This is a genomic window from Undibacterium sp. Ji49W (assembly GCF_049340205.1).
In the GTDB taxonomy this organism is placed as follows: Bacteria; Pseudomonadota; Gammaproteobacteria; order Burkholderiales; family Burkholderiaceae_D; genus Undibacterium.
Window position 1 is genome coordinate 153043 of sequence record NZ_JBMPOW010000002.1, and the last position, 12444, is coordinate 165486.

Annotated in this window: 16 protein-coding genes; 6 read left to right on the forward strand and 10 right to left on the reverse strand. The window is 51.2% G+C overall.

Annotated features, from left to right (window positions below; genetic code table 11):
* Window positions 1-50: 50 nt before the first annotated feature.
* The 4 genes from ftsY to rpoH all read left to right on the forward strand — a co-directional run bounded on the left by ftsY (window position 51) and on the right by rpoH (window position 4078).
* A complete protein-coding gene (gene ftsY / locus ACO0LK_RS03100) occupies window positions 51-1148 on the forward strand; it encodes a signal recognition particle-docking protein FtsY (protein WP_422972069.1) in 1098 nt (365 codons plus the stop codon).
* A gap of 139 nt (window positions 1149-1287) precedes the next feature.
* Complete coding sequence (locus ACO0LK_RS03105; RefSeq protein WP_186947765.1) at window positions 1288-1962, forward strand: cell division ATP-binding protein FtsE; 675 nt, start codon at window positions 1288-1290, stop codon at window positions 1960-1962.
* Window positions 1963-2002: 40 nt separating this feature from the next.
* Window positions 2003-2917 (forward strand): cell division protein FtsX, encoded by a 915-nt coding sequence (locus ACO0LK_RS03110; protein WP_422972071.1) that lies wholly within the window; start codon window positions 2003-2005, stop codon window positions 2915-2917.
* A gap of 261 nt (window positions 2918-3178) precedes the next feature.
* Complete coding sequence (rpoH, locus tag ACO0LK_RS03115) at window positions 3179-4078, forward strand: RNA polymerase sigma factor RpoH (protein WP_422972073.1); 900 nt, start codon at window positions 3179-3181, stop codon at window positions 4076-4078.
* 282 nt (window positions 4079-4360) lie between these two features.
* Here rpoH and ACO0LK_RS03120 read toward each other — a convergent pair whose 3' ends face one another.
* Window positions 4361-5305, reverse strand: coding sequence for an alpha/beta fold hydrolase (locus ACO0LK_RS03120; protein ID WP_422972457.1), 945 nt, complete (start codon window positions 5303-5305; stop codon window positions 4361-4363).
* Between the two features lie 191 nt (window positions 5306-5496).
* On the opposite strand from ACO0LK_RS03120, the gene ACO0LK_RS03125 reads away from it, so the two are divergent.
* The gene (locus tag ACO0LK_RS03125) at window positions 5497-6084 is read left to right on the forward strand and encodes a CGNR zinc finger domain-containing protein (RefSeq protein ID WP_422972075.1); all 588 of its coding nucleotides are present in this window, start codon (window positions 5497-5499) and stop codon (window positions 6082-6084) included.
* Window positions 6085-6334: 250 nt separating this feature from the next.
* Here the strand turns inward: ACO0LK_RS03125 and ACO0LK_RS03130 are convergent, their stop codons facing one another.
* Genes ACO0LK_RS03130 through ACO0LK_RS03150 form a run of 5 tightly spaced genes read right to left on the reverse strand, consistent with a single transcriptional unit; the run spans window position 6335 to window position 10197 of the window.
* On the reverse strand, window positions 6335-6922 hold the full coding sequence (locus ACO0LK_RS03130) for an SCO family protein (protein WP_422972077.1): 588 nt from the start codon (window positions 6920-6922) through the stop codon (window positions 6335-6337).
* Window positions 6922-7806 carry a heme o synthase gene (gene cyoE, locus ACO0LK_RS03135; RefSeq protein ID WP_422972079.1) on the reverse strand — a complete coding sequence of 295 codons (885 nt, stop codon included), beginning with the start codon at window positions 7804-7806 and terminating at the stop codon, window positions 6922-6924. Before cyoE ends, ACO0LK_RS03130 begins: the two co-directional genes overlap by 1 nt.
* Window positions 7803-8888, reverse strand: a complete 1086-nt coding sequence (locus tag ACO0LK_RS03140) for a COX15/CtaA family protein (protein WP_422972081.1) — start codon at window positions 8886-8888, stop codon at window positions 7803-7805. Before ACO0LK_RS03140 ends, cyoE begins: the two co-directional genes overlap by 4 nt.
* Before the next feature lie 3 nt (window positions 8889-8891).
* A complete protein-coding gene (locus ACO0LK_RS03145) occupies window positions 8892-9449 on the reverse strand; it encodes an SCO family protein (protein WP_422972459.1) in 558 nt (185 codons plus the stop codon).
* Between the two features lie 31 nt (window positions 9450-9480).
* Window positions 9481-10197, reverse strand: a complete 717-nt coding sequence (locus tag ACO0LK_RS03150; protein WP_422972083.1) for an SURF1 family protein — start codon at window positions 10195-10197, stop codon at window positions 9481-9483.
* 60 nt (window positions 10198-10257) lie between these two features.
* On the opposite strand from ACO0LK_RS03150, the gene ACO0LK_RS03155 reads away from it, so the two are divergent.
* Window positions 10258-10458 (forward strand): twin transmembrane helix small protein, encoded by a 201-nt coding sequence (locus ACO0LK_RS03155; RefSeq protein ID WP_422972085.1) that lies wholly within the window; start codon window positions 10258-10260, stop codon window positions 10456-10458.
* A gap of 156 nt (window positions 10459-10614) precedes the next feature.
* Here ACO0LK_RS03155 and ACO0LK_RS03160 read toward each other — a convergent pair whose 3' ends face one another.
* The 4 genes from ACO0LK_RS03160 to ACO0LK_RS03175 are packed head-to-tail and all read right to left on the reverse strand — an operon-like array spanning window position 10615 to window position 12433.
* On the reverse strand, window positions 10615-11475 hold the full coding sequence (locus ACO0LK_RS03160; protein ID WP_422972087.1) for a cytochrome c oxidase subunit 3: 861 nt from the start codon (window positions 11473-11475) through the stop codon (window positions 10615-10617).
* A gap of 39 nt (window positions 11476-11514) precedes the next feature.
* Complete coding sequence (locus ACO0LK_RS03165; RefSeq protein WP_422972089.1) at window positions 11515-11730, reverse strand: DUF2970 domain-containing protein; 216 nt, start codon at window positions 11728-11730, stop codon at window positions 11515-11517.
* The gene (locus tag ACO0LK_RS03170; RefSeq protein ID WP_186947775.1) at window positions 11727-12314 is read right to left on the reverse strand and encodes a cytochrome c oxidase assembly protein; all 588 of its coding nucleotides are present in this window, start codon (window positions 12312-12314) and stop codon (window positions 11727-11729) included. The genes ACO0LK_RS03165 and ACO0LK_RS03170 overlap by 4 nt, the downstream gene beginning before the upstream one ends.
* An 11-nt stretch (window positions 12315-12325) precedes the next feature.
* Entirely contained in the window at window positions 12326-12433 is a 108-nt protein-coding gene (locus ACO0LK_RS03175) for a cytochrome oxidase small assembly protein (RefSeq protein ID WP_222619350.1), read from the reverse strand.
* Window positions 12434-12444 lie beyond the last annotated feature (11 nt).

A 12444-nucleotide genomic window follows, 5' to 3' on the forward strand; every position in this document is an offset into this window, starting at 1 on the left:
CATATCAGGATGGGCATTCTGGCCATCCGCATTCCGGTAAATCACTCCCGATGTTTAGTTTTTTTAAAAAGAAGCCCAAAGAAGAAGCGCCTGCTGTCATACCTGGTATTGCGCCTGCCGCTACCACTATTGAGGCACCTGTCGCCACAACGGCAGACGCCCTTGCTGCACCGGCCACATCTGCCACATCTGCTGCCACAGTGCAAACAACAAGCACACCAGCCATTGCCGAAGTCGCCCAGGCGGAGCCCAAACGCTCATGGCTGAGCCGCCTGAAGGCGGGTCTGGCCAAGACATCCACGAATCTTACCACCCTCTTCATCGGCGCTCGCATTGATGATGATTTGTATGAAGAGCTGGAAGCCGCCTTACTGACCGCCGATGCCGGGATTGAAGCCACACAATTCCTACTGGATGGGCTGAAGAAAAAGGTCAAGGAAGAAAAACTGACCGAAGCCGAACAAGTCAAATCCGCCTTGAAAGTGTTGCTGCTGGATTTGTTGACGCCTTTGCAAAAACCACTGGAGCTGGGACGCCATCAGCCAATGGTGATGATGATTACCGGCGTCAACGGTGCCGGCAAGACTACCACCATAGGCAAGCTGGCCAAGCATATGCAAAGCCATCAGCAATCGGTGTTGCTGGCAGCGGGCGACACCTTCCGTGCGGCAGCGCGTGAACAACTGACGATCTGGGGTGAGCGCAATAATGTCACCGTCATCTCGCAAGAGTCAGGTGACCCGGCAGCGGTAGCATTTGATGCTGTTGCTTCGGCCCGTGCACGCGGTACGGATGTGGTGATGGTCGATACCGCCGGACGCCTGCCTACCCAGTTGCACCTGATGGAAGAGTTAAAGAAGATCAAGCGCGTGATAGGCAAGGGCATGGACGGTGCACCGCAAGAAGTCTTGCTGATCATCGATGGCAATACTGGCCAAAATGCCCTGGCACAGGTCAAGGCTTTTGACGATGCATTGCAACTCACTGGCCTTGTCATCACTAAACTGGATGGTACGGCCAAAGGCGGCGTATTAGCTGCGATTGCCAAAAACCGCCCGGTACCTGTGTATTTCATCGGTGTTGGTGAACAGATTGAAGATTTGCAACCCTTTAATGCACAGGAATTTGTGGATGCCCTGCTGAATTGATGTCGGTCAGGTTCAATCGCTTGGGACGACATTAACATATCAGTAAGTGCAAATCGCTTCAGTGCTGCTGCATTAAATTACTAACCCAAAATTTGAATGCTCACTTCCACTTCTTTCGTTCACTCTGAATTGGCCGACCATGATAGTCTTTGAACACGTCAGCAAACAATATTCGCAAGATGCCTATGCACTGAAAGATGTATCGCTGTCGATTGCCGATGGTGAACTGATTTTTCTGGCAGGCCCTTCCGGTGCTGGCAAATCCACTCTGTTGAAAATGATCGCGGGCATAGAAAAGCCCAGTAGCGGCCGGGTCAGCGTCAACGGCCAGGACATCAGCAAGCTGAAAACCAGCAGCCTGCCCTATCTGCGCCGCAAGCTGGGCCTGATACTGCAAGACCAGAAATTATTGAATGACCGCAGCGTGCTGTCGAATGTGATGCTGCCCCTGGTTGTCACTGGTGCTTCATCCACTGAAGCAGAGCAGCGTGCCCGCATCGCCCTGGAAAAAGTCGGATTGCCGGACAAGGCAGCCAGCTTGCCCATGGCATTGTCTGGCGGTGAACAGCAAAGGGTGGCGATAGCCCGCGCCATCGTGAATCGTCCACAGATCATACTGGCAGACGAACCGAGCGCCTTTCTGGACCGCGAAAATGCCAACAAGGTACTGGGTGCGCTCAAGGCTTTCCAGAGTGCAGGCGTGACCTGCATTATTTCCAGCCATGACGAACAGTTTCTTGACCAGGCCAGCCGCGTCATTTACCTGAGCCAGGGCCAGGTCGTTAATACCTGGAAATCATCACTCGCTGCCTGATCCACTTACCCTACATTAGCTGCCCGCAGAGGAAGAATTCATGACCATCTGGTTTCGCCAGCATTTGTTTGCCTTAAAAAGTGCCCTGACCCATTTACGCGGCAGCCCCGGTAATTTCCTGTTCAATGTGCTGGTAGTTGCCATTGCGCTGGCATTGCCCATCGCCGGTCTGACGCTGATAGAAAATATCCGCCCCATCTCATCACAATTGTCGATAGAACCGGAAATCAGCATCTTTGTCAGCCCGGATACGCCACGGCCAACCGCAACTGCCTTGTCGATACCGATCAAAAAGTTGCTCAAAGAAAAAAATATTACGGCCAGCCTGAACTTCATCCCCAAGGACAAGGCCTTGGCCAGTCTGGAACAGTCATCCAATCTGGCCGAAGTGCTGTCCACGCTGGGTGGCAACCCTTTGCCGGATGCCTATATCCTGTCACTATCGAACAATGATGCTGGCAAGCTGGATATGCTGGTGGAAGAAATCAGGCAGATGCCTGATGTCGATATCGTGCAACTGGATTCGGCCTGGGTCAAACGGCTGGCGGCACTGGTACAAATCATGCAGCTGGGCTTGTTGTTCCTGGCGATAACGCTTTCTGTCGTGGTCGTGGTGGTGGTGTTCAATGCCACCCGGCTGCAAGTGATTTCTCATCAATCAGAAATTGCCGTTACCCGCCTGCTGGGGGCGACCAATAGTTTTATCCATAAACCGTATTACTATACTGGTGCCCTGCTTGGTTTGCTCGCTGGTGGCGTCGCTTTGGGCTTGATCGCTGCATCTTTGCAGCCCTTGAACCGGGCAATAGCAGAATTTGCCAAGCTGTATGCGTCTGAGTTCCATCTGCAACCACTGGGTCTGCTGCCCAGCCTGTTATTACTGGCCGTCAGCATGTTGCTGGGCCTGGTCGGGGTATGGCTGTCCGTCAGACGGCAACTGGCAAGGGCCAGTTAAATCATGGGTAAAGCGCCAAGAGAATTACATTCAGATCGTCTTGTAAAGCTAAAATTTACCTCGTTGAATGCAACTTTTGGGACTGGCAGCCATCCAAGCCTTATAAGTACTTCATATTAATACAAGTTTTTCGATAGATTTTTTTGATGGAATTCATAGAATCACAGTATTAGCACTCTTCTCAAGAGAGTGCTAATATAGGAACTTGAACGTGCCAGATCGGGTAATTCATACTCAAGATGGCAGCAATGAGGAGGAAAAATGGCAACAACTACGACACAATTAATCCCCGCTTCTGACAGCACCGCACTGGCCCTTGGCTTTAGCGGCACGCTGGGAAATATTGATGCCTATATCTCGGCAGTCAATCGCCTGCCCATGCTCACGCATGAGGAAGAGATTGATTATGCAAAAAAATTGCGTAACGACAATGATCTCGCAGCAGCGCAACAACTGGTTATGTCGCATCTGCGCCTGGTTGTCTCGATTGCACGCGGCTACCTGGGTTATGGCCTGCCACACGCAGACCTGATCCAGGAAGGCAATATCGGCCTGATGAAGGCCGTCAAGCGTTTCGATCCTGACCAGGGCGTACGTCTGGTGTCCTATGCCATGCACTGGATCAAGGCAGAGATGCATGAGTACATCCTGAAAAACTGGCGCCTGGTCAAAGTAGCAACAACCAAAGCACAGCGCAAGTTGTTCTTTAACCTGCGCAGCCATAAAGAAGGCCTGGACGCGATGACACCGAAGCAGATTGATGCCCTGGCATCAACGCTGGATGTGAAACGCGAAGAAGTCATCGAGATGGAAATGCGTTTGTCCGGCCATGATATTGCGCTGGATGCACCGACAGATGATGACGATGAGAAATTCGCTCCCATCGCTTATCTGAAGACAGAATCCGATGAGCCTACCCGTGTGCTGGAAACACGCCAGTACGATCGCCTGCAAAGCGAAGGTCTGGAATCAGCGCTGTCCAAGCTGGATGCACGTTCACGTCACATCATCGAAGCACGCTGGTTGAAAAATGATGATGGTACCGGTGCTACCCTGCATGAACTGGCCGATGAATACGGTGTATCTGCCGAACGCATACGCCAGATCGAAAGTGCAGCATTGAAAAAAATGAAAGGCAGCCTCGCCAGTTTCACATCCTGATCCTGATTCTGATCCTGACAACGGCGCGACATGAAAAAGGCACTCATCATTGAGTGCCTTTTTTACTTTGAACTCCAGCACCGAAGTTTGCTGGACTACGCCACAGCCAGATACAGCAGGTTTATCAATAATTTAGGCGAGTTCAACATATGCCTGTGTTCCGAAACCTGGCCTTGCGTCCGACCACCTGACTCCTATCCGGCCCTTGGAATCCGGGCCCTTCCAAGGAATCATCATGGCTATGATCAAACTCACTACCACGTTGTCTCCATCTTCACTTACTCAACGACGGGGAATATTGCGATCCAGAAATTGATGGATTACAGACCCGATTTCGCTCACATGCGTTTCCAATGCAAAGTGCCCAGTGTCATAGAAACGTACTTCAGCATTTGGAATATCGCGCTTGAATGCTTCCGCGCCTGGCGGCAGGAAGAACGGATCGTTTTTGCCCCACACGGCGAGAAGCGGTGGATGGTATTTTCGGAAGTAAGCTTGGAATTCCGGATAGCGCGCGACGTTCGTTGCGTAATCAAGGAATAGATCCAGTTGAATGTCTGCATTGCCAGGGCGGGCGACCAACGCGGCATCCAAGGTATACGTTTCTGGTGCAATAATGTTCGCGTCAGTTACACCGGTCGTGTATTGCCATTTGATCGCATCGAGCTTAAAGAAATCACTCAACGCATTGCGATTGGCTTCCGATGGGTCTTTCCAATATTTCTGGATCGGACTCCAGCCTTCACTCAGGCCTTCATCGTACGCATTGCCGTTTTGGGAAATGATTGCGGTGATGCGTTCAGGATGTGCGACTGCCAGTCGCCAGCCAACCGGTGCGCCATAATCGAATACTTCAATCGCGTACTTCTGCAATTTCAGCACTTCGGTAAAGCGATCGATGGTCTTCGCGAGATTGTCGAACGTGTAAGCGTATTGTGACCGATCAGGGCTTTGGGTGAAACCGAAACCTGGCAAGTCAGGTGCGATCACATGGTAGCGATCAGCAAGCATCGGAATCAGCTTGCGATACATGAACGACGAAGTCGGAAAACCATGCAACAACAAGATGGTCGGGTTCGACGGGCTACCGGCTTCACGGTAAAACACGTTCACGTTGTCCACTTGGACATAGTGAAGACTGACATCCGTCGCACCAACTTTATCTGTAACCGGCGACGAATGCGGTTTTGCTGCGTGGCCTGGGGTACTGGCAACGATGCCTGCCATACCGATGGCAGCAAATGCTCCCACCAACGTGTGATTGAACTTCATGGGTGATACCTCCATTGCAAATTTAAAAAATGTACACATTTCGGCGTAACCGGTAAATGCTTAAATATAGGTTACATTTGCTTTTGTAACCTGTCAAAGTATTTTTATAGGTTACAATGATTCATTGCGATTTGGAGGTTGTTATTATGGATACGGAAACTGGAACAAATAGCCCGGCGCTTTTTGTGGGAGACAATCTGGCTCTGGATTTCATCAACACCAAGTACGGTATTGATGAAGGCAAACGCGACTGTTTCGTAAGCGATGGCAGCGTGTTGGCGTGGCTGACGCAGGCAGGCGTGCTTGTCGATCGCAGCAGCGATGCATCGAGCAAGGGCTTACTTGAAATCGCAGTGGAGTTGCGCAAGGTTGCGCGGCAACTAGTCGAGAAACGAAAAGCGGACCAATGGGCTGATCCTTCGTTACTGAATCGTGTGCTGGCGTTGGGTAGCCGCCATCTTGAAATTCAATGGGAAAAAGGTGGGCAGCCGACTCTCACGCAAAAGCAGAGTGAGGAGCATGTGGCTGCGGTGTTGGTGCCCGTTGCGGAAGCTTTGGCGCTGTTATTGGCCGAGGCAGATTTTGAACACGTCCGCAAATGTGGATGCGAGGATTGCACGCTGCTATTTCACGATCGCACCAAGTCGCGTCGACGTCGCTGGTGTAGCATGGCCGCGTGTGGCAATCGGATGAAGGTCGGGGCCTATCGAACCAGGCTCAAAGGCGGAACCTAGATTCTTGGCGCTTGATGTTTGCGTTGTTACGACACAAACAAACTCCGCTCGTTGGAAAAAATCTGAATCAAATAATCAACGACTGTTCTCATCGACAAATCCTTGCGATCCTGGTCACCAAGAGTATTGGCGACAGTATCATTAGTTAATTTCAGCATCTACGCTGCCACGCTATTTGCTCTTTATTTTACATCTGCCTGATTTTTTGTCCGGATTTCTCTTTCTCGCTTTCTGTGAGATTACTGCGAGATTACTGCAGCAGCATCTTCAAATCATGGACTATCGGTTCCGGCCCCTGTCCATGTCGCAGGAACAAACGTATGCGCCCTTCGGGATCAAATACATAGCTGCCTGCCGTATGGTCCATGGTGTAGCTGCCAGGCGTTTTGCCAGCAGCTTTTTGATAAAACACCTTGAACTCCTTGGCGACTTTGGCGGTAGCAGCAGCATCGCCATACAAACCGAGGAAGCTGGGATCAAAATTTGGTACATAGTTGGCCAGCAGGACCTGAGTATCCCGTTCAGGATCTATTGTTACGAACAGGACCTGCACCTTTTGTGCCAGCGGCCCCAGCCCCTTCATGACATTCGCCATTTCCACCATGGTGGTCGGGCAGACATCCGGACACTGGGTATAACCAAAGAAAATCACCACTGCCTTGCCACGAAAATCAGCCAGGGTACGCGGCTTGCCATTGTGGTCGGTCAGGGCAAAGTCCTTGGCGTAATCGAGGCCGGTCAGATCGGTATTCATGAACTTTTCTGCCGGTTTCTGGCAGGCCAACAGCGACACCGCAAGCAGGGCGGCCGTCAAAGCTTTGAACAGATTGGATATCATCATAGCTTGATATAGTGGTCAATCAACAGGGCCGCAAACAGCAGGGACAGGTAAATGATGGAAAAGGCAAAGGTCTTGCGTGCCAGCACATCATCATAGTGTTTATAGATGCGCCATGCGTACCAAAGGAATATGGCTCCCAGTATCACTGCGCTGATCAGGTAAATCAGGCCACTCATATGTACCGCATAGGGCAGCATGGTGGTTGCGAACAGGGCGATGGTGTACAGCCAGATATGGAAACGGGTAAATTCCAGGCCATGCGTGATAGGTAGCATAGGCAAACCGGAGCGGGCATAATCGTCACGGCGATACATGGCCAGCGCCCAGAAATGCGGTGGTGTCCAGACAAAAATGATCAGTACCAATAACCAGGCCTGCATGGGTACGTCATTGGCCACCGCAGCCCAGCCCAGCGCCGGTGGCATGGCACCAGATAAGCCGCCGATGACAATATTCTGTGGTGTCGCCGGTTTCAGGATAATGGTATAGACCACGGCATAGCCGACAAAGGTGACAAAGGTCAGCCACATCGTGAGCGGGTTCACCATGGTGTAGAGTATCCACATACCCATGCCGCCTATGACGCCGGAAAATACCAGCGTCTGAAGAACACTGATTTCACCCTGAGCCGTGGCTCTACGCGCAGTTCTTGCCATGCGCGAATCAATTTCTTTTTCTACCAGGCAATTAACCGCAAAGGCGGCACCAGCCAGCAGCCAGATACCGATAGTGGCAGCAACGACTATGCGCCAGTCGGGCAAATCCGGCGTCGCCAGGAACATGCCTATCACGGCACAGAACACGGCTAACTGGGTGACACGGGGCTTGGTTAAAGCCCAGTACTGTGCAAAACGGTTGGAGGGCAAACTTAAAGTGGTCATGATCTATCTTTGGCAGCGGCAAGGCTCACATGCCTTATGCGGTAGTTTAACATGGTCAGCAACAGCACAAGAGTCGCTGCGCCACCATTGTGCAAAACCGCCAGTAACAGGGGCCAGGAAAAAAAGACGGTGGATACACCAATCACAAACTGGGCGACAATCGCAAACAGGATATTTCTGCCCAGGCTTTCCAGGCCAGGAGTCTGGCGGGTTTTCCAGCCTGCCCACAGGCAGACGGCCACCACCAGCAGGGCAAAATTACGATGTACCCATTGTATCGCCACCAGGGCGCTGAAAGGCAGGAAATCGCCATTCACGGTCTGCCCCAGTTGTCGCCACAGGCTGAAGCCATGTTCGAAATCCATCGCAGGCATGACCTGGCCATTACATAAAGGATAGTCATGGCAGGCCAAAGCAGCATAGTTGGTGCTCACCCATCCACCAAGAGCGATTTGCATGAAGACCAGCAGCAAGGCCAGGCTGGCTGGCCACAGCAGGCGACGGGCGTCTGCCTGGCGCAGCGCATCACCCTGATGGCTTTGCTGTTCCAGGCTGGCACTGAGCAGGGCCAACAAACCCATGCCAAGGATTAAGTGAGTAGTCACTATGACAGGTTGTAGCTTCAGTGTGACCGTCCAGGCACCAAATGCGCCTTGCAGGCATACGAAGAAAAGCAGGAAAGTGGACAGCAAGGGTGCCGTGTTCAATTGCCTTCTGCGCGCCCAGGCAATTGCCATTTGCACCACGATCAGCACGCCCACGCTCATGGCCAGATAGCGATGAACCATTTCTATCCAGGCTTTTTGCAAAGTCACCGGCCCTGTGGGCATGGCAATTTCCGCAGCCTTGATGGCTGCATGCGATTGCAGGGGATTAGCCTGACCATAGCAACCCGGCCAGTCCGGACAACCAAGACCAGAATCGGTGAGGCGCGTAAAGGCCCCAAACATGATCAACTCAAAGGTCAGCGCCACGGTGACGGCGATCAGTTTGCGGTATTTACTTTTTTCTTTCGAAAAAACAACCAAGGTCAGCGGTATCACCGCCACCATCAAAGCTGTCAGTGCAAGTTGCAACCACATACATCACCCTATCGCTGAAGCACGCAATAATTTGCTGAGGTCTTTTTTAATCTTGTTTGGATCGGCATCTTTGGGGAAGCGCATCATCAGATTGCCGATAGGGTCTATCATGTAAATGTGATCGCTGATCTGGGTACCATTTTCTGTTGGCAACCAGGCTTTGAGAATTGCCGGATCCACCTTCAGCATGCGTGCACCATCAAACTGACGTATCAATGCGGTGTCGATAGCGACATCATCGGTGATCAGCCAGACTCTTTCTATCCTGTCCATTTCCTTACCTTGGGCAACGCGCAACTGGCGGATGTCATACATTTTCTTTTGACATGCAGCGGCACAGGCACCACTGTCAACCTGCAACATGATCCACTTACCTTTGTAGGCATCCAGCCCCACTACGGGATCGGTCGCGGATGCACCCAGCGGGTGACCGGCTATTTTTGGCATGGGATAGTTGCGCGGGTCCAGTATGCTGCCGTAATTGGTACGGCCACTGGGTTTTATGACGTAGTAAGCCAGGTAAGAAAAAATCATGGGGGCAGCGCAGACTGCCAGCACCATCAGTAATTTCCAGCGACCACTCGAAGTTTGTTTATCTATTTTTTCCACGACGAAATCCAGTAACAACAAAAAATACAAAGGCCATCAGAGCCAGGGCATACCATTGAAAAGCATAGCCCCTGTGCTTGTCGGCACCAGCAGATGGCAATGGCCAGTCACGGGACAGCTTATCTTCAGTAACCGAGGTTTGTTCCAATATGAAGGGATAAAAATTCCACCCAGTCTGTTTCGCAAGTACATCCAGTTCCAGATTTTGCACGATACTGCCAGGTTTGACGGTTTCCGGCGCACCTAGTTGCATGACACGATCCAGCTGATCCCGGACTATGCCTTCCAGCACCAGCTCACCTGTTGGTGCTGGTTCAGCCGACACATGCATGCGGTCACGCGCATCGCGTTGCTGCCAGCCGCGCGCCACCAGCACGTAGCGGTTGCTGTCCGCCAGTTTGAAGGGCATTAACACATACAAACCAGCCTTGCCCTGCAAGGGGCGGTTATCCAGGTAAACCGGCCATTCATTCATGAACTGGCCACGTAACTGCAGTTTGCGAAATGCCTGTATCTCTGATGCCGGCGTCGTCGCGGTCAATGCCAGGGCGGGTAAATGCTGGCGATCTGCCATCTGCGTGGCGATCAGTTCTTTTTCCTGCGCGCGTCGCGTTTGCCATTGTGCCAATGCGATGCCCAGGCTGACCAGCAGCAGGCAGGCAATGAAAGGAATGGGGCGAAAACGGAAGGAAATAGGCATTCAGGTATTAAGGTACTACAATGAGAACATCAATCAAACCAGCATCAACAATAGCTCAGTATGAAAATTCTTGTCGCCGTCGCATTTTTTCTCATCATCTTCAGTATGGGGTCTGCCCTGGTATATCTGATGAAGGACAAAGGAAAGAGTAACCGCACTGTCAAAGCGCTGGCATTTCGCGTGGGATTTTCCATCACCCTGTTTTTGCTGATATTGCTGGCCAATCATTATGGCCTGATACAACCTACCGGCATCAGGTAAATCTGCCTGCCCTGCTGTGCCGTGATTTGGATTTAATAATGGCAACAAAGCGTTTAATCTAGATAAATACAGATAAATATAAATAAAAAAGCCATGTAAAAAAGCCGCACTATCTGTGCGGCTTTTTTTATGCCACTCTGGGTAGCTGGTGCCTGCTTACAGCCAGTAGACAACAACGTACAGACCGAGCCAGACCACGTCAACAAAGTGCCAGTACCAGGCGGCACCTTCGAATGCGAAGTGATGCTCAGGTGTGAAATGGCCCTTCATCACGCGGTACAGTACCACAGACAACATGATCGCACCCATGGTCACGTGGAAACCATGGAAACCTGTCAGCATAAAGAATGTGGAACCATAGATACCGGATGTCAGTTTCAGGTTCAGTTCATGGTAAGCGTGGATGTATTCGTAAGCCTGGAAGCCCATGAACACTGCACCCAGCAATACGGTAGCAAACAACCAGAATGCTGTTTTCGCACGGTGACCTTCACGCAATGCATGGTGGGAAATCGTCAGCGTTACACCCGATGTCAACAACAATGCTGTATTGATGGTAGGGATAGGGAAAGGACCCATGGTCTTGAAGGCTTCGATCGTGCCAGCCGGACCAGTGTTACCCCAGTTGGCGGCGAAGTCAGGCCACAATACCTTGTGATCCAGATCAGCCAGCCAGGGCATACTGATGCTGCGCGCATAGAACAGGGCACCGAAGAAAGCGGCAAAGAACATGACTTCAGAGAAGATGAACCAGCTCATGCTCCAGCGGAAGGACACGTCAATACGGGCGCTGTATTTGCCGCCCTCAGATTCAGCAATCGCATCACCAAACCAGTTATACAACACAACCAGCGTCAGGGCGATTCCGGCCAGGTTCAGGTAAGAACCCCATGCCTGACCATTAACCCAGGCCGAAGCACCTATCATGGTCAGCAATAAGGTGGTGCCAGCGAACACAGGCCATTTGGATGGGCCTGGCACAAAATAATATGGCGCTTTAGCGTGTTGAGAACTCATTTCCATCTCCCGATGCAATTTAATGTACTACTTGAATTGTTATTTGGCGACAACGTGCTTCACGATCACGATCAGCGTTGCGATAAAAATCAACGCACCGATAATGCCGGCAATTATCACGTGAACAGGATTCAACTGCGCTGCATCCTGTTCATAATCATTTTTCTTGCGTATTCCCAAAAACGACCAGAATACGGCTTTCATTGTTGCTAAAAACGAAGCTTTACGCTTGCTGGCTTCTTTCAGATCACTCATGACTTGCCCTGCCCTTCAGCCACTGCCGCTTGCGATTTACCACCGACTTCAAAGAAGGTGTAAGACAGGGTGATGGTCTTGACATCCTTGGGCAAGGCCGGGTCTATATAAAACACCACCGGCATCTGCCGCGCTTCATTCGGGCCCAGCGTTTGCTGCTTGAAGCAAAAACATTCCATTTTCTTGAAGTAGCTGCTGGCCTGCTGCGGTGCGTAGCTTGGTATTGCCTGCGCATCCATCTTGTAAGCCTGCTTATTGACTACTTCATAGACAACTTGCGTCATCTCGCCGGGATGCACTTTCATGCTTGCCACGGTAGGGCGAAAACGCCATGGACCTTGCGTATTCGCATCAAACTCTATGGTGACTTCACGACTTCTGTCGATCTGGGAATTTGATATTTCTTTTACTGAAATATCTTTGGGGGTCAGAATATTTACCCCTGTTAATTCACAAATCTGCTTATAAATAGGCACCAGCGCATAACCGAAACCGAACATCAAGACTGCAATCACCAGCAACTTGCCCAGCATTTTCGCATTCAGCTTGCGCCTGCCACCTGCGCCGGGTTCATCTTGAAACATGCACTATCCTATCAGCGTAACCAGGTTTGTTTAATGATGACACCGGCAAAAAACACCAGCGCAACAGAAAACAGAATGATCGCGGTTCTGAGGTTATTCGGTTTCTTTTGATTACTCATTATTTGTCTTG